The organism is Modestobacter excelsi, assembly GCF_005930495.1.
GTDB lineage: Bacteria > Actinomycetota > Actinomycetes > Mycobacteriales > Geodermatophilaceae > Modestobacter > Modestobacter excelsi.
The window spans coordinates 23,988-46,573 of record NZ_SJEX01000037.1; the positions used below are offsets into that span (position 1 = coordinate 23,988).

Here is a 22,586-nt window from a genome sequence, read left to right on the forward strand (position 1 = left end):
CCCCGGCCCACCGGGTGCGAGTCCACACCCCGTGGGCAGGAGGACAGGAGACTGACGATGATCGAGCTGGTCCTCAACGTGCTGCTGGTCCTCACCAGCGTGCTGCTGATCGTGCTCATCCTGCTGCACCGCGGCAAGGGCGGCGGTCTGTCGTCGATGTTCGGTGGCGCGGTCTCCTCCCAGCTGTCCGGCAGCTCCGTGGTGGAGAAGAACCTCAACCGGCTGACCGTCTTCGCCGGACTGGTCTGGGCGGTCTGCATCGTCGGTCTGGGCATCCTGCTCAAGGTCTGACGGAGGACCCCCTCTCTCCCCACCTCCGCAGGCTCAGGGCGGGCCCCTGAGAGGGGGCCGGGCCAGGCGGCTGGACGGTCGACCGCCGGTCTGACCAGGCACTCGGTGCCACGGCTGGTTTTCGACGGACGGTCGCGTGCCGGTACTCAGGGTGTCCGCATCGTGACCTGAGACGGACCGGAGAGGCCCTAGACTGCCCCGAGCGGTGATCAACTGGGACCGCGATCGAAGCCGACGATCAGGGGGCCGCTCGTGGCTGGTGGGAACGCGATCCGGGGGAGCCGGGTCGGTGCGGGACCGATGGGTGAAGCAGAGCGCGGCGAGACGGCGCCCCGGAACCGGATCGGCTTCTGGTGCGCCAACGGACACGAGTCGCGGATCGCCTTCGCGGCCGACATCGAGGTCCCGGAGACCTGGGACTGCCCGCGCTGCGGTCTCCCGGCCGGGACCGACCAGGAGAACCCGCCGCCGGCCCCCCGCACGGAGCCGTACAAGACGCACCTGGCCTACGTGCGTGAGCGGCGCAGCGACGAGGACGGCGACGCCCTCCTCGAGGAGGCGCTGAGCCGCCTCCGCGCCCGCCGAGGCGCCTGAGTGGAGGACCCCCTCCCCGGCCCGGGGAGGGGGTCCTCCCTCATCCTCGGGGCAGCGCGCTCGCCGCTGCCTGGTCGAGCAGCCAGCGGGTGGCCCGGCGTCCCCGCGCGCCGGCGGCGGGGAGGTCCGAGCGCGCGGCCCCACTGAGCGCGCGGGCGACGGCCTCCGCCTTGCCCTCGCCGCTGACCAGCAGCCAGACCTCCTCCGCGGAGGTGATCGCGGAGAAGCCGAGGCTGATCCGGGTCGGGGGCGGCTTGGGGCAGTCGCGCACCGCGACGACCGGGCGCTCGTCGGAGACGGCCGGGGAGTCCGGGAAGATCGACGCGACGTGGCCCTCCGGCCCCATCCCCAGCATCAGCACGTCGATGCGGGGGACGACCCGGCCGCCCTCCGCCGCGGCGGCCAGCTGCTCGGCGTACCAGGCCGCGGCCTCCTCGGGCTCGTCGAAGCCGGCGTCGGAGGAGGGCATCGGGTGGATGCGCTCCGGGTCCAGCCCGACCCGGCCGAGGAAGGCCTGGCGGGCGCCGAGCTCGTTGCGGTCGCTGGAGTCGGCCGGGACGAAGCGCTCGTCGCCCCACCACACGTCGACCTGCTGCCAGTCGACGACGGCGTGCTCGGGCTCGGCGGCCAGGTCGGCGACCCGCTGCAGCACGGCGGTGCCGATGCCACCGCCGGTGAGCACGACCGACGCCGTCCCGTGCACGGCCTGGGCGGCGGCGAGCCGGGCCACCAGCGCTGAGGACACCGCCCGGGCCAGCCGGTCGGCGTCCGGCTCGATCACGACGTCCGGCGTCGGCAGCCCCTCGTCGGACAGCGCCTCCTCGACCCGCTCCCCGGGACCGAACTGGCTCATCGGGTCCCGGCCTCCTCGGCGGCCTGGACGGCCTGCTGCTCGTCGGAGTCGTCGGCGGGGGAGTCGTGCTCCCCGCTGAGCGCGATCTCGTCGGTGTCACCGGGGACGTCGGGCACGGTCGGCGCCGGGGCGTCCGCCGCCGAGCGGGGCCCGCCACCGTTGCCGTCGGCGGGCTCCTCCGACTGCTCCGGGCGCATCGGGTCGAACCAGACGTGGTCGCGGCACGCGGCCCGCTCGGAGAGCCCGACCGCCCCGGTGACCGCCTCCAGCGCCTCGCTGTACGGCTCGTCGGAGTCCAGCCGCCGCAGCTCCTCACCGATGAGCTCGCCCAGGCTGCGGTCGGGCAGCGCGACGACGGACTCGGGCCGGAAGGGCTGGTCGATGACGGCACCGCCCTTGCGGTCGTCCTGCAACCGGACCTCCTCGTCCTGGTCCAGCCGCAGCAGGACGGAGTCGATGCCGGACGCGCCGGGCGCCCGGCTGCCGAGCACGACCGGGATCGCGCAGCCGCACCGGGACGCCAGCCAGCCGGCGACCAGCTGGGCCGTCGCGCTCTCCGGGTCGCCCTCCACCTGGCCGCCCTGCACCCGCACCGGCTCGCCGCGGCGGCCGGACACCGAGTCCAGGGTGGAGGCGAGCGTGGCCCGCCACGGGGTGCTGCGGGTCCAGGTCAGGTCGGTGTCACCGGGCGCGTAGTCCTCGGCGCGCACGCGCAGCGCTGCCATCGGATCCGCGGCCATCGAGGCGTCGGTGATCCGGCGGTCGGCGATCACGCCCAGCGGGTCGCGGGCGATCTGGTCCGGCGGCGCCTCGTGCCACCAGGTGACCACCGGCGCGTCCGCGGCCAGCAGCGGCAGCACGACGGACTCGGCGTGCAGGCCCAGCCGGCCGTACATCCGCATGACCACCGCCTCGCCGGGACCCAGCCGGCCACCGACGAGCACCTCGGCGTCCAGCCGGGGAACCGGTGCCTCGATCTGCCGGCGGACGACGATGAGCAGCCGGCACGGGTGCACCTCAGCGGCGGCGGTCGCCGCCTGCTCGGCCTCGGTGACCCGGCTCTCGTCGGCGACGACCACCAGGGTCAGCGCCACGCCGCTCATCACCGCACCGCCGGTGCGCCGCTGGACGGCCAGTTCCTTGACGACCGCGGATCCGGTGGTGTCCCACAGCGTGGTCATGACTTCTCCTCGGACGGACGCGGGGGCGTGCGGGTCACGGACGGCGCCACTGGCGCCCCTCGGCGGCGAGCATGTCCTCGGCGGCGCGCGGACCCCACTCCCCGGCCCGGTAGGAGTGCGGCGCGGTGTCCGCCCAGTACTCCTCCAGCGGGTCGATGACCGCCCAGGAGGCCTCGACCTCGGCGTTGCGGGGGAAGAGGGTCGCATCGCCGAGCAGCACGTCGAGCAGCAACCGCTCGTAGGCCTCCGGGCTGGCCTCGGTGAACTGCTCGCCGTAGAGGAAGTCCATCGCGACGTCGCGGACCTCCATCACGCTGCCCGGCACCTTGGAGCCGAACTTCAGCGTCATGCCCTCGTCGGGCTGCACCCGGATCACCAGCTGGTTGTGGCCCAGCTCCTCGGTGTCCGTGGGCGCGAAGGGCAGGTGCGGGGCGCGCTTGAAGACCAGCGCAATCTCGGTGACCCGGCGGGGCAGCCGCTTGCCGGTGCGCAGGTAGAACGGGACGCCCGCCCAGCGGCGGGTCTCCACGCCCAGCCGGACGGCGGCGTAGGTCTCGGTCGTGGAGTCCGGGCTCACCCCCTCCTCCTGCCGGTAGCCGGTGGCCCGCTGACCGGCCAGCCAGCCCTGCTCGTACTGACCGCGGATGGCGAAGCGGGCCTTGTCCTCGGGCACGGACACCGCCCGCAGCACCTTCAGCTTCTCGGTGCGGATCTCCTCGGCGGAGAACTCGACCGGCTCCTCCATGGCGGTCAGCGCCAGCAGCTGGAGCAGGTGGTTCTGCAGCACGTCGCGGGCCGCGCCGGTCTTCTCGTAGAAGCCGGCCCGGCCACCGATGCCGACGTCCTCGGCCATGGTGATCTGCACCGAGTCGACGTGGTGGCCGTTCCAGACCGGTTCGAACAGCTCGTTGGCGAAGCGCAGGGCCAGCAGGTTCTGGACCGTCTCCTTGCCCAGGTAGTGGTCGATCCGGAACACGTCGTCGGCGGTGAAGACCGAGTCGACCAGCGCGTTGAGCTCGCGGCTGGACTGCAGGTCGTTGCCGAACGGCTTCTCCACGACGACCCGCCGCCACCGGTCGGGGGTGCTCTCGGCCATCCCGGTGCGCTCCATCTGCTTGAGCACCGTGGGGAACATGGCCGGCGGGATGGACAGGTAGAACGCGGCGTTGCCGCCGATGCCGTGGGTGCCCTCCAGCTCGGCCAGGTTGCTGGCCAGCTCGTCGAAGGCGTTGTCGTCGTCGAAGGAGCCCTGGACGAAGCGGACGCTGTTGGCCAGCCGCTCCCAGACCTCCTCGCGCCACGCGGTGCGGGCGTGCTCACGGGCGGCCGAGCGGGCGAGCTCGGAGAACTCCACGTCACCCCAGTCGCGGCGGGCGAAGCCCAGCAGCGCGAAGTTGGTCGGCAGCAGGCCGCGGTTGGCCAGGTCGTAGACCGCCGGCAGCAGCTTCTTGCGCGCCAGGTCCCCGGTGATCCCGAAGACGACCAGAGCACAGGGCTCCGGCACCCGGGGCAGCCGCCGGTCCCGCGGGTCCCTCAGCGGGTTCGTGGGCATCTCTTCCGTCCTCGATGTGCTCGCAGGAGCTCCCGCCGTCCGGCGCGGCGCTGGACCGGACGGCGGGAGGGTGTTCCGGGTTCTGCGGGTGCCGCCGGGGGCGGCACGGGGTCAGGCTGTCAGGCCTTGTCCTGGAGCTGCTCCTCGACCGAGCCGGTCAGCTCGTCCCAGGCGTCGACGAACTTCTGCACGGCCTCCTCCTCCAGCACCCGGAAGACGTCGTCGAGGTCGACACCGGCGTCGGTGACGGCAGCCAGGACCTTCTCCGCGTCGGCGTAGGAGGACTGCACCGGGGCGCCGGCCTGGCCGTGGTCGGCGTAGGCCATCATCGTCTTCTCCGGCATGGTGTTGACCGTGTCCGGGGCGATCAGCTCGGAGAGGTAGAGCGTGTCGGAGTACTCCGGGTTCTTCACGCCGGTCGAGGCCCACAGCGGGCGCTGCTTGCTGGCGCCCTTGGCCTCCAGCGCCTTCCAGCGGTCGGAGGAGAAGACCTCCTCGTAGGCCTGGTAGGCGAGCTGGGCGTTGGCGACGCCAGCCTTGCCCTTGAGCGAGGCGTCGGCCCCGGATGCGTCCAGCCGCTTGTCGATCTCGGTGTCGACGCGGGACACGAAGAACGAGGCGACCGACTCGATGCCCTGGAAGGAGGCCTCCGGGTCCTCGGCCAGCCGCTGCTCGAGGCCGGTGAGGTAGGCGTCCATGACTGCCTTGTAGCGCTCGATGCTGAAGATCAGCGTGACGTTGACACTGATGCCCGCCGCGATCGAGGTGGTGATCGCCGGCAGGCTCTCCACGGTCGCGGGGATCTTGATGAACAGGTTCGGCCGGTCGACCAGCCACCACAGGTGGGCTGCCTCGGCGGCGGTGGCGTCCCCGTCGTGCGCCACGCCGGGGGAGACCTCCAGCGAGACGCGACCGTCGCGGCCGGTGCGGGCGGCGACCGGCGCGAGCAGGTCGCAGGCGTCCCGGACGTCGGCGGCGGTGATGGTGCGCAGCGCCTCCTCGACGCTGACCTTCCGCACGGCCATCGCGTGCAGCTGGTCGTCGTAGGACTTCGACCCGCTGATCGCCGCGGCGAAGATGCTCGGGTTCGTGGTGACGCCGACGACGCTGTGCTCGTCGACCAGCGACTGCAGGTTCCCGCTGCGGATCCGGTCACGGGAGAGGTCGTCGAGCCAGACGGCGACCCCCGCCTTGGACAGCTGTGCCAGGTTCTCGTTCTGGGCCATGTCGTGCCCTCCTGTCGGTTTCGGTTGGGTCGTTCAGCGGTCGCCGGTCGGGCTGTCGAGGCCACCGACGGACACGCTCGCGCCGACCGGCGGCACGGGGACCCCGTCGGCGGCCTGCAAGCTCTCCCGGGCGGCGGCGACGACCGCCTCCTGGGTCAGCCCGAACTCCTCGTAGAGCTTGCTGTAGGAGGCGCTGGCGCCGTAGTGGTTGAGGCCGACGATCCGGCCGGCGTCGCCGACGAAGTCGCGCCAGCCCATCGGCACACCGGCCTCGACGCTGACCCGGGCGCGGACCGAGGAGGGCAGCACCTCGAGGCGGTAGGCCTCGTCCTGCTCGGCGAACCACTCCCAGCAGGGCAGGGAGACCACGCGGGTGGGGATGCCGTCGGCCTCGAGCACCTCGCGAGCGGCGACGGCGATCTGCACCTCGGAACCGGTGCCCATGAGGATCACCTCAGGGGTGCCCGTCGACGCCTCGGCCAGCACGTAGCCGCCCTTGGCGGTGCCCTCGGCCGAGTTCATGACCGACCGGTCGAACGTGGGCAGGTTCTGCCGGGACAGCGCCAGGCCGGCCGGCCGGTCGTTGTTCTCCAGGATCGTCCGCCAGGCGATCGCGGTCTCGTTGGCGTCGGCCGGGCGGACGAAGTCCAGCCCCGGGATGGCGCGCAGCGCGGCGTAGTGCTCGATCGGCTGGTGGGTCGGGCCGTCCTCGCCCAGGCCGATCGAGTCGTGGGTCCACACGTAGGTGACCGGCAGCTGCATGAGGGCCGCGAGCCGCACGGCGCCACGCATGTAGTCGGAGAACGTGAGGAACGTGCCGCCGTAGACGCGGGTGCCGCCGTGCAGCGCGATGCCGTTCATGATCGCGCCCATGGCGTGCTCGCGGACGCCGAAGTGCAGCGTGCGCCCGTAGGGGCCACCGCTCCACATCTTCGTCTGCCGGTCGGCCGGGAGGAACGACGGCTCGCCCTTGACCGCGGTGTTGTTGCTCTCCGCGAGGTCGGCCGAACCGCCCCACAGCTCGGGCAGCTCCGGGTAGATCGCGGCGAGCACCTCACCGGATGCCTTGCGGGTGGCGACGCCCTTGGGGTCGGCGTCCCAGCTCGGGAGCTTCTCGGCCCAGCCCTCGGGCAGCGTGCGGGTCTTCATCCGGGCCAGCAGCGCCGCGCCCTCGGGGTTGCTCTGCTCCCAGGCGTCGAAGCCCTTCGACCACTCGGCGTGGGCCTGCTGGCCGCGGGTGATCACCTCGCGGGTGTGCTCGATGACCTCGGGGGCGACCTCGAAGGTCTGCTCCGGGTCGAAGCCGAGGATCTCCTTGGTCGCCTTGACCTCGTCGTCGCCCAGCGCCGAGCCGTGCGCGGCACCGGTGTTCTGCTTGTTCGGTGCCGGCCAGCCGATGACCGTGCGCAGCACGATGATCGAGGGGCGGTTGGTCTCCGCCTTGGCCGCGGCGAACGCGGCGTCGAGGGCGGCGAGGTCCTCACCGTCGTCCACGTGCTGGACGTGCCAGCCGTAGGCCTCGTAGCGCTTGCCGACGTCCTCGGTGAAGGCGATCTCGGTGTTGTCCTCGATCGAGATCTTGTTGTCGTCGTAGACGAGGACGAGGTTGCCCAGGCGCTGGGTGCCGGCGATCGAGGAGGCCTCGCCGCTGACGCCCTCCTCCAGGTCGCCGTCGGAGGCGAACGCCCAGATGGTGTGGTCGAAGAGGCTCTCGCCCTCGGGGGAGTCCGGGTCGAACAGGCCGCGCTCGCGGCGGGCCGCCATGGCCATGCCGACGGCGTTGCCCACGCCCTGGCCCAGCGGGCCGGTGGTGGTCTCGACGCCGGGGGTGTGGTTGACCTCGGGGTGGCCTGGCGTCAGCGAACCCCAGGTGCGCAGCGCCTGCAGGTCGGACAGCTCCAGGCCGTAACCGGAGAGGTAGAGCTGGACGTACAGCGTGAGGCTGGAGTGGCCCATGGAGAGCACGAACCGGTCGCGGCCGGTCCACTGCGGGTCGCTCGGGTCGTGCGTGAGCCACTTCTGGAAGAGCAGGTAGGCGGTGGGCGCCATGCTCATCGCGGTGCCCGGGTGGCCGTTGCCGACCTTCTGCACCGCGTCCATCGCCAGGACGCGGGCGGTGTCGATGGCGCGCCGGTCGAGCTCGGTGAAGCCGTCGGGCAGCGTCGGCTGGGGCTGGCGCGGCGATCCCGTGGGGGTGTCGGTGGCGGCCTCGGCCGGGGCCTCTGCCTCGGTGCTCTCGGTGTTGCTGCTGCTGTCGCTGGTCATGTGGCGCTCGGTGCTCCCTCGGGGATCGGTCGGAGTCGGACCCGCCCGGGGGGCACGGGGGGCATCCCGCCCCGGGCGGACGACGGTGCACACCACGGCCGCCCCGGTCGGCGCGGTCGGGGAGTCGGAAGCGTGGGCGCGACGTCGTCCTCGACCTCGGCCCTACCCGCTCCACGCGCAGAGTCAACGTGATCGAACCCTAGTGGTGCCCGCCCATTCCTGGAGAGGCGCCGGGCTAGAGTGGGGTGGCAACCCATCCCCGGCGGAGAAGGACCTCGTGGTGCCCTGCTGCCCGCGCGACGCCGCGCTCCCGGGCACCCGGTGACGGCCATCGCCGACCGGGACCTCGGCCGCGCCTCGACGCTCCGCTCGGGCCGCGCGACGGTCGCCGCCTACGTGTCGCTGACCAAGCCGAAGCTCGTCGAGCTGCTGCTGGTCACCACGCTGCCGGCGATGATGCTGGCCGCCGGGGGCTGGCCGGGCACCGGGCTCGTGCTGGCCACGCTGGTCGGCGGGATGCTCGCCGCCGGGGCCGCCAACACGATCAACTGCTGGTACGACCGGGACATCGACCGGCTGATGTCCCGCACCCGGGACCGGCCGATCCCCAGCGGGGTGATCCGGCCCCGCAACGCGCTGGTCTTCGGCGTCCTGCTGGCGTGGGTCTCGCTGGTGCTGCTCGGCCTGTTCACCACGCCGCTGGCCACGGCGCTGGCAGCTGCCGCCGTGCTGGCCTACTCGGTGCTCTACACGATGGTGCTCAAGCGCCGGACCCACCACAACACCGTCTTCGGCGGGCTGCCGGGCGCTGCGCCGGTGCTGATCGGCTGGGCCGCGGTCACCGGGTCGCTGGACTGGCCGGCCGTCGTCTTCTTCGGCATCGTCTTCTGCTGGCAGATGCCGCACTTCTGGGCGCTGGCCAGCCGGTTCCGCTACGACTACTTCCGGGCCGGGGTGCCGATGCTCTCGGTGGTGGCCGGGCCGGTCAGCGTCGCACGCCAGTCCCTGGCCTGGGCCTGGGGCACCCTGCTGGTCTCGCTGCTGATGGTGCCGGTGACGCCGCAGCTGGGCTGGACCACAGGGATCGCCACGCTGGGCCTGGGCGCCTGGTACGTCGCGGAGTCGCACGCCTGGCTGAACCGGATCAAGGCGGGCGTGCCCGACCGGCCGATGCGGCTGTTCTCGGTGTCCATCACGTACATGACGCTGCTCTCGATCGCCCTGGTCGCCGACGTCCTCGTCTGACGGGACTGCAGGCGGTCCCGTCCACGACTGCGGGAGCGCGTCCCGACGAGGGGGGCCGGAGGCTCTCCGAGGAGGGACCTCAGCGGCTCATCGCACTTCGGGGACGGCTCCTGGCAGCGTTGCCGTCCGGAGGACGGCAGTGTCATCGCCGAGGGGCAGCTCGGACGCGGGGCCGCGGACCGACCAGAGCAGCCGGGCCGTGTAGACGGTGATCAGCACCGCGCCGGCCATGTGCAGCAGCACCAGCAGCGCGGGCAGGTGGGTGAAGTACTGCACGTAGCCGATGACGCCCTGCAGCAGCTCCACGACGAGCAGGTCGCGGGCCGCGCGGCGGACCCGGCCGGGGGAGTCGGTGGCGGCCAGCGCCACCAGCAGCGCGACCGTGAGCCCGATGAGCAGGAACACGACGTCGGCGTGCAGCTGGCTGACCAGCTCCGGGTCGAAGCCGGTGCGCCCGGCCTCGGGGTCGCCGCTGTGCGGGCCGCTGCCGGTGACCACGGTGCCCACCACGAGGACGGCGGCCACCGTGACGGCGATCCCGGTCGCCAGCAGCGCGAACGGACGGCGGACCACCAGCTGGCCGACCCCCGGTTCGCGGGAGCACAGCCACAGCACGGTCGCGACCGCCACCAGCACCATGGAGAGCAGGAAGTGCGCGGCGACCGTCCAGGGGTTCAGCCCGGTCAGCACGGTCACCCCGCCGAGCAGCGCCTGCGCGGGGATGCCCAGCAGGCTCAGCACCGCCAGCCGGCGCAGGTCCCGGCGCACCGAGGCGAAGACCGCGACGACGGTGGCGACGGCGACGACCACCAGGGCGAAGGTCAGCATCCGGTTGCCGAACTCGATCAGCCCGTGACCGGCCAGCTCCGGGGTGGGCCGGATGCTCCCGTCGGTGCACTCGGGCCAGGTGGGGCAGCCGAGGCCGGACCCGGTCAGCCGGACGGCGCCGCCGGTCACCACGATGACGCCGTTGGCGACCACGTTGGCCAGGGCTGCCCGGGAGACGACGGACGGGTTCATCCGAGAGCGGAACGACGCGGGAAGAACCGGCACGCTCCCGATGCTACTTACCCCGGCGCCCCCGCCCCCCGGCTCGATCAGCCGGCCGGCGGCACCGCCCGACGCGCGCAGACCGACGAGCTCGACACACCGCCGGAGCAGTGCGCAGCGTCCGCGGTGGGCACATGAGCGCCGACCCGATCCTACGAGAGGTCCACCTCAGACATGACCAGCGGTTTCCCGGGCGCGCCCTTCGGTGGCGACCCCTTCGACGACTTCTTCCAGGCCTTCCTCGGCGGCCCCGGCGCGCGCCGGGGCATGCAGCGGGTGGACATCACCCAGCTGCTCAGCTCGCACTCCCGTGAGGTGGTGTCCGCCGCGGCGCGGCAGGCCGCCGAGTGGGGGAGCCCGGACCTGGACACCGAGCACCTGCTCTGGGCCCTGGCCCGCCACGAGCCCACCCGCACGCTGCTGTCCCGCAGCGGGACCGACCCCGACCGGCTCGAGAGGGACCTGGCCGGCCAGCTGACCCGGGGTGAGCCGACCGGGCGGGCCCCGGCGCTGACCCCCGCGGCCAAGCGGGCGCTGCTCGACGCCCACCAGGTGTCCCGGGCCAGCGGCTCGACCTACATCGGCCCTGAGCACCTGCTGTTCGCGCTCGCGCTGAACCCCGACTCCGGGGCCGGCCGGGTGCTGGGCGGCGCACGGGTGACCCCCGAGGCGCTGCAGCGGGCCGCGGCCGGCGGCCCCGTCCCGACCGGGGCCGGGAGCGGCGGCGGCGAGCAGCCGCCGTCGAGCACCCCGACCCTCGACGAGTTCGGCCGTGACCTCACGGCCATGGCCCGCGACGGCAAGATCGACCCGGTCATCGGCCGGGCGCAGGAGATCGAGCAGACGATCGAGGTGCTGTCGCGGCGCAACAAGAACAACCCCGTGCTCATCGGTGAGGCCGGCGTCGGCAAGACCGCGATCGCGGAGGGCATCGCCCTGCAGATCGTGGACGGCGACGTCCCCGAGTCGCTGCGCGGCCGGCGGCTGGTCGAGCTGGACCTGACCGGCCTGGTCGCGGGCACCCGGTACCGCGGGGACTTCGAGGAGCGCCTGAAGAAGGTGATGGACGAGATCCGCGAGCACAGCGACGAGGTGATCGTCTTCATCGACGAGCTGCACACCGTCGTCACCGCGGGCGGCTCGGAGGGGTCGGCCGGCGCGGGGAACATGCTCAAGCCGGCGCTGGCCCGCGGCGAGCTGCACATCATCGGCGCGACGACGCTGGAGGAGTACCGCCGCAACATCGAGAAGGACGCCGCCCTCGAGCGGCGCTTCCAGCCGGTGCTGGTCCCCGAGCCGAGCACGCTGGACACCATCGACATCCTGCGCGGGCTGCGCGACCGGTACGAGGCCCACCACCAGGTGCGGTTCACCGACGAGGCGCTGGTGGCCGCGGCGGAGCTCTCCGAGCGGTACATCACCGACCGGCACCTGCCGGACAAGGCGATCGACCTGATCGACCAGGCCGGCGCACGCACCCGGCTGCGGGTGAAGCGGCCGACCACCGACCTGCGGGAGGTCGAGCAGCGGCTGCTGGAGCTGCAGCGGGAGAAGGACCAGGCGGTCGCGGCCGAGCAGTACGAGCGGGCCTCCGGGCTGCGTGACGAGATCGCCACCGCCCAGGCCGACCTGGACCGGGCCCGGTCCGGCGGCGAGGGCGGCATCCCCGAGGTGGGCGTGTCCGAGATCGCCGAGGTGGTCTCCCGGGCCACCGGCATCCCGGTGGCCCAGCTGACCCAGGAGGAGCGCGACCGGCTGCTCCGGCTGGAGGACGTCCTGCACGAGCGGGTCATCGGCCAGGACGAGGCGGTCGAGGTCGTCGCCGAGGCGATCCGCCGCTCGCGCGCCGGGCTCGGTGACCCGGACCGGCCGATCGGCAGCTTCCTGTTCCTCGGCCCCACCGGCGTCGGCAAGACCGAGCTGGCGCGGGCGCTGGCCGAGGCGCTGTTCGGCGACTCGGACCGGATGGTCCGGCTGGACATGAGCGAGTTCCAGGAGCGGCACACGGTCAGCCGGCTGGTCGGCTCGCCTCCCGGCTACGTCGGGTACGAGGACGCCGGGCAGCTGACCGAGGCGGTGCGGCGCCGTCCCTACTCGGTGGTGCTGCTCGACGAGATCGAGAAGGCCCACCCGGACGTGTTCAACACGCTGCTGCAGCTGCTGGACGCCGGCCGGCTCACCGACTCCCAGGGCCGCACGGTCGACTTCGGCAACACGGTGGTGATCATGACCAGCAACCTGGGGTCGGAGGCGATCGTGAACGCGGGCCGCGGCCCGCTCGGGTTCACCGCCAACGGCAACGCGGGCGACGACATGCGCGACCAGGTGATGCGGCGGCTGCGGGACTCGTTCCGGCCCGAGTTCCTCAACCGGATCGACGAGATCGTGGTCTTCCGGCAGCTCGAGGCCGAGCAGCTGGCCAGGATCACCGACCTGCTGCTGGACGAGACCCGGCGCCGGCTGGCCGCCCAGGACATCGCCGTCGAGGTCTCCCCGGAGGCGGTGGCCTGGCTGGCCGAGCGCGGGCACGAGCCGCAGTTCGGTGCGCGGCCGCTGCGCCGGGCGATCCAGCGGGAGGTCGACAACCGGCTGTCCCGGCTCGTCCTCGGCGGGGAGCTGCAGCCCGGTCAGCTGGTGACGGTCGACGTGGTCGACGGCAGCCTGGACCTCCAGGTGTCCGACCGGCAGCCGAACACCGTCGCCGAGGCGGAGACGCCCGCCTCCGTCTGACCGTGACCGTGTGACATCGCTCTCCCGGGAGCGCCGGGAGCCCGCAAGTAAGGTCCGCCTTGCTTGCGGGCTCCCCGAATAAGCACACAATCGTGTTGTGGAAACCGCTGCGGTGCGTGCCGCCTTCCCCTCGCCGGCCGTGCCGGCCGAGGACGGGCGCACTCGCGACCGGGTGAGCGGGCTGCTCCTGGAGCACGGTCCGCAGAGCGCCGCCGAGCTGGCCGCCCGGCTGGGCATCTCCCCGGCCGCCGTCCGCCGGCACCTCGACGGCCTGGTCGCCGCCGGTCGGGTGGACGAGCGGGTGGCACCCGGTGGCCGGCGCGGCAGGGGCCGGCCGGCCCGCCGCTTCGCCCTCACCGACGCCGGCCGCTCCTCCTTCCCGCACGCCTACGACGACCTCGCGCTCACCGCGCTGCGGTTCGTCGCCGAGCACGGGGGCCCGGACGCGGTCCGCGCCGTCGCCGAGCAGCAGCTGGCCGGCCTCGCGGAGCGGTGCACCACCGCGGTCGAGGCCGCCGAGGCCCAGCCCGGGGCCACCGTCGACCGCGCCCAGGTGCTGGCCGCCGCGCTGACCGCCGAGGGCTACGCCGCCACCACCTCCGCCATCTCCAGCGGTGGTCAGCTGTGCCAGCACCACTGCCCGGTCGCCCACGTCGCGGCCGAGTTCCCGCAGCTGTGCGAGGCTGAGACGGCGGTGATCAGCAAGCTCGTCGGCACCCACGTGCAGCGGCTGGCCACCATCGCCCACGGCGACGGGATCTGCACGACCCACATCCCGGCCCAGCTCACCCCGACATCTCGGAACAAAGCAACCCCTGCACGCCCTGTACCTGCTGGTAGCGCCGTGGCGCACGACGCCGGCGCCAGCACGAGCAGCACCCCCTCGATCGACCGGGAGAGGACCCCCGCATGACCAGCACCCAGCAGCCGGTGAGCACCCCGCTCACGCAGGACGAGGCGATCGACTCCCTCGGCCGCTACAAGTACGGCTGGGCGGACGCCGACGTCGCCGGTGCCTCGGCGACCCGCGGCATCAACGAGGACGTCGTCCGCGACATCTCCCGTCGCAAGAACGAGCCCGAGTGGATGCTCGAGCGGCGCCTGAAGGCGCTCAAGATCTTCGGCAAGAAGCCCATGCCCGACTGGGGCTCGGACCTGTCCGGGATCGACTTCCAGAACATCAAGTACTTCGTCCGGTCGACCGAGGCGCAGGCCGCCTCGTGGGACGACCTGCCCGACGACATCAAGAACACCTACGACAAGCTGGGCATCCCGGAGGCCGAGAAGCAGCGGCTGGTCTCCGGTGTCGCCGCCCAGTACGAGTCCGAGGTCGTGTACCACAAGATCCGCGAGGACCTCGAGGAGCAGGGCGTCCTGTTCCTGGACACCGACACGGCGCTGCGCGAGCAGCCGGAGCTCTTCCGTGAGTACTTCGGCTCGGTCATCCCGGCCGGTGACAACAAGTTCGCCGCGCTGAACACCGCGGTCTGGTCCGGCGGCTCGTTCATCTACGTGCCCAAGGGCGTGCACGTCGAGATCCCGCTGCAGGCCTACTTCCGGATCAACACCGAGAACATGGGCCAGTTCGAGCGGACCCTGATGATCATCGACGAGGGCGCCTACGTGCACTACGTCGAGGGCTGCACCGCGCCGATCTACAAGACCGACTCGCTGCACTCCGCGGTCGTCGAGATCATCGTCAAGAAGAACGCGCGCTGCCGGTACACGACCATCCAGAACTGGTCGAACAACGTCTACAACCTGGTCACCAAGCGGGCCGTGGCCCACGAGGGCGCGACCATGGAGTGGGTCGACGGCAACATCGGCTCCAAGGTGACGATGAAGTACCCCGCCGTCTGGATGACCGGTGAGCACGCCAAGGGCGAGGTCATGTCCATCGCCTTCGCCGGCGAGGGCCAGCACCAGGACGCCGGCGCCAAGATGGTGCACGCCGCGCCGCACACCTCCTCGACGATCGTCTCGAAGTCGGTCGCCCGGGGCGGTGGCCGCACCTCCTACCGCGGCCTCGTGCAGATCGACGAGGGCGCCTACGGCTCGAGGTCGACGGTCAAGTGCGACGCGCTGCTGGTCGACACGATCAGCCGGTCGGACACCTACCCCTACGTCGACGTCCGCGAGGACGACGTCGCGATGGGCCACGAGGCGACCGTCTCCCGGGTCAGCGACGACCAGCTCTTCTACCTGATGAGCCGCGGCCTGTCCGAGGACGAGGCGATGGCGATGGTCGTGCGCGGCTTCGTCGAGCCGATCGCCCGGGAGCTCCCGATGGAGTACGCCCTCGAGCTCAACCGCCTGATCGAGCTGCAGATGGAAGGTGCCGTCGGCTGATGTCGGCCAACAACACCGGTACTGACGACCAGACCACCCTGACCACGGACACCGCCGCCCTCGCCTCGGAGCTGTTCGCTCCGGGCGTGGGCGCCCAGGCGGGCCCGCCGACCACCCCGGCGCCCGGCACCGGCAGCGCCGGCGACACGCCCCCGGGGGCGCACTCGCACGGCGGCCCGGCGCCGACCGGCTCGCCGGCCGAGCGCTTCACCTCCCCCGACCCGGACGCGTTCCCGCGGCCCACGGGCCGCGAGGAGGAGTGGCGGTTCACCCCGCTCCGCCGGGTGCGCACCCTGCTGGACGGCGCGCCGTCCACGGCCCGCCTGCAGTGGGACACCGACCTCCCCGAGGGCGTCGAGCTGACCTCCGTGCCCGCCGGCGACCCGCTGCTCGAGGGGCTGCCCGAGCCCGTCGACCGGCTCGCCGCGCTCACCCGCCGCAACAGCGACGGCGCCGACGTGCTGCGGATCGCCAAGGAGGCCGTGCTCGACCGCCCGGTCAGCCTGCGGCTGTCCGGCACCGGCAGCGAGGACGTCGTCTGGGGCCAGCTGGTCGTCGAGGTCGGGCAGTTCGCCCAGGCCACCGTCGTGCTCGACCACGCCGGCCTGGCCCGCTACTCCGGTGGCGTGGCCCTCCTGCTCGGCGACGGGGCGCAGCTGACCGTCGTCTCGGTGCAGGAGTGGGCCCCGGGCGCCGTGCACGGTGGTCAGCACGACGCCGTCGTCGGCCGGGACGCCACCCTCAAGCAGGTCGTGGTCACCCTCGGCGGTGACCTGGTCCGGCTGGTCAGCAACGTGCAGTACGCCGGCCCCGGCGGCTCCGCCGACCTGTACGGCGTGTACTTCGCCGACGAGACACAGCACCAGGAGCACCGGCTCTGGGTCGACCACGGCACGCCCAACTGCCGGAGCAACGTCGTCTACAAGGGCGCGCTGCAGGGCGAGAACGCCCGCACCGTCTGGATCGGTGACGTCCGGATCCGCCCCGCGGCCACCGGCACCGACACCTACGAGCTCAACCGCAACCTGGTGCTCACCGACGGCGCCCGCGCCGACTCGGTGCCCAACCTGGAGATCGAGACCGGTGAGATCGTCGGCGCGGGGCACGCCAGCGCCACCGGCCGGTTCGACGACGAGCAGCTGTTCTACCTGTGCTCCCGGGGCATCGACGCGGAGACCGCCCGCAGGCTGGTCGTGCGCGGCTTCTTCGCCGACGTCGTCCAGCACATCGGCATCCCCGACCTCCAGGACCGGCTGATGACGACCATCGAGGCCCGCCTCGGTGCGCTGCCGGACCTCGAGGACCAGCCGGTCGAGGTGGCCTGACCGATGGCCTTCGAGCGGGTGTGCGCCCGGTCCGAGGTGCCCGAGGACGGGTCGCTGCGGATCGAGCTGCCGGACGTGGACGTCGCGGTCGTCGACTTCGACGGTGAGCTCTACGCCCTCGAGGACCGCTGCTCGCACGCCGACATCCCGCTGACCGACGGTGAGGTCGAGGAGTTCGACGGTGCGCCCACCATCGAGTGCGCGCTGCACGGCTCCTGCTTCGACCTGCGCACCGGCGAGCCCACCAACCTCCCGGCCACCGAGCCGGTCCCCGTCTACCCGGTCCGGGTGGAGGGTGACGACGTCTACGTGGACCTGACTGCCGACGTCGACACCCCCCTCGCCGCGGCCACCCACTGAGGAGCAACGACCCCGTGACCAGCCCCACCACCGCAGCCACCGCCACCGGCACCACCGCCGGCAGCGTGCTCGAGATCCGCGACCTGCACGTCACCGTCGGCGAGGGTGACGACGTCAAGGAGATCCTCCGCGGCGTCGACCTGACCGTCCGCGGCGGCGAGACCCACGCCATCATGGGCCCGAACGGTTCGGGCAAGTCGACCCTGGCCTACTCGATCGCCGGGCACCCGAAGTACACGATCACCGGCGGCACCGTCACCCTCGACGGCGAGGACGTGCTGGCGATGACCGTCGACGAGCGCGCCCGGGCCGGCCTGTTCCTGGCCATGCAGTACCCGGTCGAGGTCCCCGGCGTCTCGGTGTCGAACTTCCTGCGCACCGCGGCCACCGCGGTCACCGGCGAGGCGCCGAAGCTGCGCACCTGGGTCAAGGACGTGCGCACCGAGATGACGGCGCTCGAGATGGACGCCGCCTTCGCCGAGCGCAACGTCAACGAGGGCTTCTCCGGCGGCGAGAAGAAGCGCCACGAGATCCTGCAGATGCGCCTGCTCAAGCCGAAGATGGCCATCCTCGACGAGACCGACTCCGGCCTGGACGTCGACGCGCTGCGGATCGTCTCCGAGGGCGTCAACCGGGCAAAGGCCGACAGCCCCGTCGGCGTCCTGCTGATCACGCACTACACGCGGATCCTGCGCTACATCAAGCCCGACTACGTGCACGTGTTCGTCGCCGGCCGGATCGTCGAGGAGGGTGGCCCCGAGCTCGCCGAGAAGCTGGAGAACGAGGGCTACGCCGCCTACGTCAAGGACTCGAACGAGCAGGCCCGGCTGGAGGCGTCGCAGGGATGACCCAGACCGTCTCGCGTCCCGCTGGGGCGCACCAGGTGCCGCTGCCGCTGGACGTCGAGGCGATCCGGGCGGACTTCCCGATCCTCACCCGCACGGTCCGCGACGGGAAGCGGCTGGTCTACCTCGACTCGGGGGCGACCTCGCAGAAGCCGCGCAGCGTGCTGGACGCCGAACGGTGGTTCTACGAGAACATCAACGCCGCTCCGCACCGCGGCGCCCACCAGCTCGCGGAGGAGGCGACCGGCGCCTACGAGGCGGCCCGGGCCACCATCGCCGGGTTCATCGGTGCCGCGGACAACGAGGTCGTGTTCACCCGGAACAGCACCGAGGCGATCAACCTGGTCGCCTACGCGCTGTCCAACGCCGCGACGGCCAAGGAGCCGGAGTTCCGCCGGTACGCCGTCGGCCAGGGCGACGAGATCGTGGTGACCGAGATGGAGCACCACGCCAACCTCATCCCGTGGCAGCAGCTGTGCGAGCGCACCGGGGCCACCCTGCGCTGGCTCGGGCTGACCGACGACGGCCGGCTGGACCTCGCCGACCTGGCGACCGTGGTCAACGAGCGCACCAAGCTCGTCGCCGTCACCCAGCAGTCGAACATCCTGGGCACGATCAACCCGCTGGGTGACATCGTCGCCCGGGCCCACGAGGTCGGCGCGCTCGTGCTGGTCGACGGCGCGCAGTCGGTGCCGCACCAGCCGGTCGACGTCGCCGCGCTGGGCGCGGACTTCCTGGTCTTCTCCGGGCACAAGATGCTCGGCCCCACCGGGGTCGGCGTGCTGTGGGGCCGGTACGAGGTGCTCGACGCGCTGCCGCCGTTCCTCACCGGCGGCTCGATGATCGAGGTCGTGCGGATGGAGGGCAGCACCTTCGCCGCCCCACCGCAGCGGTTCGAGGCCGGCGTGCCGATGACAGCCCAGGTCATCGGCCTCGGCGCCGCGGTGGAGTACCTGCAGGCCCTCGGCATGGACAAGGTGCTGGCCCACGAGGAGGCGCTCACCGCGTACGCGCTGGACCAGCTCCACGCGATCCCCGGCGTCACGGTCATCGGCCCGCCGGACACGGTGGCCCGCGGTGGGGCGATCAGCTTCACCGTCGAGGGCATCCACCCGCACGACGTCGGTCAGGTCCTCGACGACCTGGGCATCGCCGTCCGGGTCGGGCACCACTGCGCCTGGCCGGTCGTCCGCCGCTACGGCGTGCCGGCCACCACCCGGGCCACGTTCTACGTGCACACCGGCTACGACGACATCGACGCGCTCGCCGAGGGTGTCCGGGAAGCCCAGCGCTTCTTCGGTGTTGCACCTGTCGTGACCGAGGGCGGGACGAACTGATGCAGCTGCAGTCGATGTACCAGGACATCATCCTGGACCACTACCGGAACCCCCACGGGCGCGGACTCCGCGACCCGTTCGAGGCCGAGGTGCACCACGTCAACCCGACGTGCGGCGACGAGGTGACCCTGCGGGTGCACCTCGAGGGCGACACGATCGCCGACGTCTCCTACGAGGGCATGGGCTGCTCGATCAGCCAGGCGTCGGTGTCGGCGATGTACGACCTGGTCATCGGCAAGGACGTGACCACGGCGCTGGGCACCGGCGAGCAGTTCATGCGGCTGATGCAGAGCAAGGGCGACACCGCGGTGGCCGAGGAGCTCGAGGACGACCTGGAGGACGCCGTCGCGTTCGCCGGCGTCTCCAAGTACCCGGCCCGCGTCAAGTGCGCACTGATGAGCTGGATGGCGCTGAAGGACGCGAGCGCCCGCGCTCTCTCCGCCCCGTCGTCCACCCCGATCGAGAAGGCTGGCTGACATGACCGAGCCCACCACCCCCGACGCCGGCCTCTACGGCGGCAAGTCCGCCCTGCTCGAGGACGTCGAGGAGGCCATGCGCGACGTCGTCGACCCCGAGCTGGGTGTCAACGTCGTCGACCTGGGCCTGGTCTACGGCCTCGACGTCGACACCGAGGCCAACGTCGCGATCATCGACATGACGCTGACCTCGGCGGCCTGCCCGCTGACCGACGTCATCGAGGACCAGGCGCGTCAGGCCCTGACCGGTGGCCCCGGCCCCGGCCTGGTCGACGACATCCGGATCAACTGGGTCTGGATGCCGCCGTGGGGCCCGGACAAGATCACCGACGACGGCCGGGAGCAGCTGCGCGCGTTGGGTTTCCGGGTCTGACGAAGGACCCTTCCGCCCCCCACCCCTCGCAGGCTCGGAGCGGGACCCTGCGGAAGGGCCATCCGCTGGTTGCGTTGCTCGACCAGCTGGCCGTTGGCGCAGCGCCGGCGGCTGACGCGAGCGTGACGACAGTGCCCGCACCCTCCGGGGTGCGGGCACTCGTCGTCGGTGGCACGGCGTGGCACGTCGTCGCGGCCGACGTCGACCCGGCGTGGGTCGCCGCACAGGTGGCGCGCGACCGGATCGAGGTCCCGCTCGGTGCCCGGTTCCTGGCGGCGCTCGCCGACCGGGTCGGCGCCGAACCGGGCGTCCTCGACGGGCTGCTCGTCGCGCCGTCGGCGCCGCTGCGCCCCGGGGTCGAGCTGGTCCAGGCGCAGCCGTCGGCGCACCCCCGGGTGCAGCGGTCGCTGCGGCACCGCACCGACGTCCGGGTGTGGACGACCCCGGACGCCGACGGGCTGGTCACCCTCGGCCGGGGCGTGTGCGGCCGGTGGGAGGTCGGCGTGGAGGTGGAGCCGTCCGCGCGCGGACGGGGGCTGGGCACCGCCCTGGCGGTGGCCGCCCCCGGCCTGGTGCCCGACGGTGCGCCGGTCTGGGCCCAGGTCGCGCCGGCGAACACGGCGTCCCTGCAGTCCTTCCTGGCCGCCGGCTGGCGCCCCCTCGCCGCCGAGGTCCTCTTCACCCCCTGACCCCGGTGGCCCGACCGCCAAGGGCACGCCTTCGGCGGTCGGGGCCGTGGCCAAGGGCATGCCTCTGGCGAGGGGTGGTCAGCGCATGTCGGCGAGGGAGGCGACCGCCTCGCGGGCCTGGCGGCGGCTCTCGTAGCTCGCGCCCACGCCCAGCAGCAGCACGCCGGCGACGGCCACCGCGACCGACCCGGCCGCCGGCAGCACCGCGGCCAACCGGCCGACGGCGACGACGACGAGGCTCGTCGCGCCCACCAGGAACGGGGCCCGCACCCCCTCGCCGGTGGCCGTGATCGTGGTGAGCGTGGCGGCGACGACGAGCAGCACCCGCAGCAGGTCGGGCTGCACGAGGCCCAGCACCACCGACGGGCCGAACGCCGCGAGGAGGGCCGGCCCCCACGACCCCCACGAGTCGCCGGTGCGCAACCGGCGGCCGGCGTACAGCAGCAGCACCGCGGCCAGGGGGAGGGTGTAGGCCTCCGGGACGCGCACCCCGGCGTCCCCGACGGCGAGCCAGGCGGCTCCGACGAGCGCCGCACAGCCGACCGCACGCGCCGGGACGCGCTCGGTGCGGTCGGCGTAGCCGACCAGGGCGGCGCCCAGCACGGCGAGCGCGACCGAGGCGGCAGCCGCGTGCCCCGTGCGCGCGACGTGGGCCACGGCGACCGCGCCCACCACCACGGCGGAGACCGCCAGCGGCACCTCGGCCCGGGAATGGCGTTCCAGGGTGGCCGCGGCGAGCGCGACCACCGCCAGCGTCAGCAGCAGCGGCCCGGTCCAGCCCGGGGCCAGCGACCCGTCGGCCTCGGCCAGCAGGGCCGACCCGGCCAGGCAGCCCACCATGACGGGCAGCGCGCCGGGCCGGTCGGCCGGCTGCCGGGCGGCGACCAGCACCGCCGGCGCCGCGGCGGTGAGCAGCAGCAGGGCCAGCGCCGTCCCGTGGCCGTCGACCAGCAGCCGGACGACGGACGCCCCGGTGGCCGTGGCGGCGAGCGCGAGACCGGCCGGGCGCAGCAGCGACCGGGGGTGGGGGGAGGCGAACTGGCCGACCAGCGCCGCGGTGACCAGCCCGACGTAACCCGCCGCCGGGACGCCCGCCGGCCCGAGCGCCTGCAGCACCCCGGCGACCGCGGCGCCGGTGACCCCACCGGCCAGCACGGGCACCGCCGGGCGGGGGCCGAGCAGCGGCCGCAGGGACGGCCGGCGGCGCAGCGCGAGCAGCGCGCCCGCCGCGGCGACGAGCAGCAGCCCGACGAGGACGGCGGCAGGCCCGGAGGACGTCGTCCACACCAGGCGCAGGCCCGCGACGACGCCGGTGACCCACCACGGCGCCGCGGTGACCAGTGCGATCTCCGACACCGGCCGCCGGGCGCGCAGCGCGACCAGCAGGCCGGCGACGGCGGTGCCGAGCACCGCCGCGACCTGGGTCAGCGATGCCGCGTCCCCGCCGGTCAGCGCGGTGAGCACGGCGAACTGGGCAGCGAGCCACGCAGCGACCGGCCAGGTGACGGTGCTCCGGGCGATCCGCCCGAGCAGCCACCAGAGCCCGGCGAGCAGCCCGAGCACCAGCACGCCCCGGCCCGTCGGAGAGGCGCGGTCGCCGAGCACCGACAACGACACCGCCGCGATGGCCAGGGTCTCCTCCGAGGCCCGCAGGCCGCGCCGCGCACTGCGCACGGACGCCGCGAGGGCGGCCAGCGCCAGCACGGTGGAGCCCAGCCGGCCGATCACGCTGAGGGACGCGGCCCCCGCGACCACGAGGGCGACGGCGCCGGCGGCCAGCAGCACCTGCTGCGGTGCCACCCGGCGCAGGCCCTCGCCGGCCGGCGGGGCGGGCGGGGGCGGCAG

20 protein-coding genes are annotated in these 22,586 nt (G+C 73.2%); 13 read left to right on the plus strand and 7 right to left on the minus strand.

What is annotated here, in order from left to right:
- The first annotated feature begins 57 nt into the window (after positions 1–57).
- On the plus strand, positions 58–291 hold the full coding sequence (gene secG, locus FHL80_RS13420; RefSeq protein ID WP_014741619.1) for a preprotein translocase subunit SecG: 234 nt from the start codon (positions 58–60) through the stop codon (positions 289–291).
- Between the two features lie 252 nt (positions 292–543).
- Positions 544–885: an RNA polymerase-binding protein RbpA gene (locus tag FHL80_RS13425; protein WP_138733910.1), complete on the plus strand. Its 342-nt coding sequence runs from the start codon at positions 544–546 to the stop codon at positions 883–885.
- A 40-nt stretch (positions 886–925) separates the two neighbouring features.
- Here the strand turns inward: FHL80_RS13425 and pgl are convergent, their stop codons facing one another.
- From pgl to tkt, 5 genes are all read right to left on the minus strand, one after another.
- Positions 926–1,738, minus strand: a complete 813-nt coding sequence (gene pgl / locus FHL80_RS13430; protein WP_138733911.1) for a 6-phosphogluconolactonase — start codon at positions 1,736–1,738, stop codon at positions 926–928.
- A complete protein-coding gene (locus FHL80_RS13435; protein ID WP_138733912.1) occupies positions 1,735–2,919 on the minus strand; it encodes a glucose-6-phosphate dehydrogenase assembly protein OpcA in 1,185 nt (394 codons plus the stop codon). Before FHL80_RS13435 ends, pgl begins: the two co-directional genes overlap by 4 nt.
- A 34-nt stretch (positions 2,920–2,953) precedes the next feature.
- On the minus strand, positions 2,954–4,471 hold the full coding sequence (gene zwf / locus FHL80_RS13440) for a glucose-6-phosphate dehydrogenase (protein WP_138733913.1): 1,518 nt from the start codon (positions 4,469–4,471) through the stop codon (positions 2,954–2,956).
- A gap of 119 nt (positions 4,472–4,590) precedes the next feature.
- Complete coding sequence (gene tal, locus FHL80_RS13445; protein ID WP_138733914.1) at positions 4,591–5,697, minus strand: transaldolase; 1,107 nt, start codon at positions 5,695–5,697, stop codon at positions 4,591–4,593.
- A 33-nt stretch (positions 5,698–5,730) separates the two neighbouring features.
- Positions 5,731–7,962 carry a transketolase gene (gene tkt, locus FHL80_RS13450; RefSeq protein WP_138733915.1) on the minus strand — a complete coding sequence of 744 codons (2,232 nt, stop codon included), beginning with the start codon at positions 7,960–7,962 and terminating at the stop codon, positions 5,731–5,733.
- A 321-nt stretch (positions 7,963–8,283) separates the two neighbouring features.
- Here tkt and FHL80_RS13455 point away from each other — a divergent pair, with 321 nt between their 5' ends.
- On the plus strand, positions 8,284–9,207 hold the full coding sequence (locus FHL80_RS13455) for a heme o synthase (RefSeq protein WP_138733916.1): 924 nt from the start codon (positions 8,284–8,286) through the stop codon (positions 9,205–9,207).
- A gap of 87 nt (positions 9,208–9,294) precedes the next feature.
- On the opposite strand, the gene FHL80_RS13460 is transcribed toward FHL80_RS13455, so the two are convergent.
- Positions 9,295–10,260 (minus strand): COX15/CtaA family protein, encoded by a 966-nt coding sequence (locus FHL80_RS13460; protein ID WP_246078657.1) that lies wholly within the window; start codon positions 10,258–10,260, stop codon positions 9,295–9,297.
- Positions 10,261–10,431: 171 nt separating this feature from the next.
- Between FHL80_RS13460 and FHL80_RS13465 the strand changes: the two genes are divergently transcribed.
- The 10 genes from FHL80_RS13465 to FHL80_RS13510 all read left to right on the plus strand — a co-directional run bounded on the left by FHL80_RS13465 (position 10,432) and on the right by FHL80_RS13510 (position 20,741).
- Positions 10,432–12,987 carry an ATP-dependent Clp protease ATP-binding subunit gene (locus FHL80_RS13465; protein ID WP_138733917.1) on the plus strand — a complete coding sequence of 852 codons (2,556 nt, stop codon included), beginning with the start codon at positions 10,432–10,434 and terminating at the stop codon, positions 12,985–12,987.
- Positions 12,988–13,084: 97 nt separating this feature from the next.
- Positions 13,085–13,900, plus strand: coding sequence for a helix-turn-helix transcriptional regulator (locus FHL80_RS13470; protein WP_246078658.1), 816 nt, complete (start codon positions 13,085–13,087; stop codon positions 13,898–13,900).
- The gene (sufB, locus tag FHL80_RS13475) at positions 13,897–15,336 is read left to right on the plus strand and encodes a Fe-S cluster assembly protein SufB (protein ID WP_138733918.1); all 1,440 of its coding nucleotides are present in this window, start codon (positions 13,897–13,899) and stop codon (positions 15,334–15,336) included. The genes FHL80_RS13470 and sufB overlap by 4 nt, the downstream gene beginning before the upstream one ends.
- Positions 15,336–16,661: a Fe-S cluster assembly protein SufD gene (gene sufD, locus FHL80_RS13480; protein ID WP_138733919.1), complete on the plus strand. Its 1,326-nt coding sequence runs from the start codon at positions 15,336–15,338 to the stop codon at positions 16,659–16,661. The genes sufB and sufD overlap by 1 nt, the downstream gene beginning before the upstream one ends.
- A 3-nt stretch (positions 16,662–16,664) precedes the next feature.
- A complete protein-coding gene (locus FHL80_RS13485; protein WP_138733920.1) occupies positions 16,665–17,021 on the plus strand; it encodes a non-heme iron oxygenase ferredoxin subunit in 357 nt (118 codons plus the stop codon).
- Positions 17,022–17,035: 14 nt separating this feature from the next.
- Positions 17,036–17,869 (plus strand): Fe-S cluster assembly ATPase SufC, encoded by an 834-nt coding sequence (sufC, locus tag FHL80_RS13490; protein ID WP_138733921.1) that lies wholly within the window; start codon positions 17,036–17,038, stop codon positions 17,867–17,869.
- Positions 17,866–19,203, plus strand: a complete 1,338-nt coding sequence (locus FHL80_RS13495; RefSeq protein WP_138733922.1) for a cysteine desulfurase — start codon at positions 17,866–17,868, stop codon at positions 19,201–19,203. Before sufC ends, FHL80_RS13495 begins: the two co-directional genes overlap by 4 nt.
- A complete protein-coding gene (sufU, locus tag FHL80_RS13500; protein WP_138733923.1) occupies positions 19,203–19,679 on the plus strand; it encodes a Fe-S cluster assembly sulfur transfer protein SufU in 477 nt (158 codons plus the stop codon). Before FHL80_RS13495 ends, sufU begins: the two co-directional genes overlap by 1 nt.
- Before the next feature lies 1 nt (position 19,680).
- Positions 19,681–20,052 (plus strand): metal-sulfur cluster assembly factor, encoded by a 372-nt coding sequence (locus FHL80_RS13505; RefSeq protein ID WP_026844238.1) that lies wholly within the window; start codon positions 19,681–19,683, stop codon positions 20,050–20,052.
- 131 nt (positions 20,053–20,183) lie between these two features.
- Complete coding sequence (locus FHL80_RS13510) at positions 20,184–20,741, plus strand: GNAT family N-acetyltransferase (RefSeq protein ID WP_138733924.1); 558 nt, start codon at positions 20,184–20,186, stop codon at positions 20,739–20,741.
- 78 nt (positions 20,742–20,819) lie between these two features.
- On the opposite strand, the gene FHL80_RS13515 is transcribed toward FHL80_RS13510, so the two are convergent.
- Positions 20,820–22,586 (minus strand): SCO7613 C-terminal domain-containing membrane protein (locus FHL80_RS13515; protein WP_216870699.1); only part of this gene is annotated, 1,767 nt, incomplete at its 5' end.

Bases quoted from the DNA above. Each gene is read 5' to 3' on its own strand.
- zwf (WP_138733913.1), bottom strand. From the start codon at position 4,471: ATGCCCACGAACCCGCTGAGGGACCCGCGGGACCGGCGGCTGCCCCGG.
- FHL80_RS13485 (WP_138733920.1), top strand. From the start codon at position 16,665: ATGGCCTTCGAGCGGGTGTGCGCCCGGTCCGAGGTGCCCGAGGACGGG.
- secG (WP_014741619.1), top strand. From the start codon at position 58: ATGATCGAGCTGGTCCTCAACGTGCTGCTGGTCCTCACCAGCGTGCTG.
- FHL80_RS13465 (WP_138733917.1), top strand. From the start codon at position 10,432: ATGACCAGCGGTTTCCCGGGCGCGCCCTTCGGTGGCGACCCCTTCGAC.
- FHL80_RS13495 (WP_138733922.1), top strand. From the start codon at position 17,866: ATGACCCAGACCGTCTCGCGTCCCGCTGGGGCGCACCAGGTGCCGCTG.
- FHL80_RS13435 (WP_138733912.1), bottom strand. From the start codon at position 2,919: ATGACCACGCTGTGGGACACCACCGGATCCGCGGTCGTCAAGGAACTG.
- sufD (WP_138733919.1), top strand. From the start codon at position 15,336: ATGTCGGCCAACAACACCGGTACTGACGACCAGACCACCCTGACCACG.
- tkt (WP_138733915.1), bottom strand. From the start codon at position 7,962: ATGACCAGCGACAGCAGCAGCAACACCGAGAGCACCGAGGCAGAGGCC.
- sufB (WP_138733918.1), top strand. From the start codon at position 13,897: ATGACCAGCACCCAGCAGCCGGTGAGCACCCCGCTCACGCAGGACGAG.
- tal (WP_138733914.1), bottom strand. From the start codon at position 5,697: ATGGCCCAGAACGAGAACCTGGCACAGCTGTCCAAGGCGGGGGTCGCC.
- pgl (WP_138733911.1), bottom strand. From the start codon at position 1,738: ATGAGCCAGTTCGGTCCCGGGGAGCGGGTCGAGGAGGCGCTGTCCGAC.
- sufU (WP_138733923.1), top strand. From the start codon at position 19,203: ATGCAGCTGCAGTCGATGTACCAGGACATCATCCTGGACCACTACCGG.
- FHL80_RS13505 (WP_026844238.1), top strand. From the start codon at position 19,681: ATGACCGAGCCCACCACCCCCGACGCCGGCCTCTACGGCGGCAAGTCC.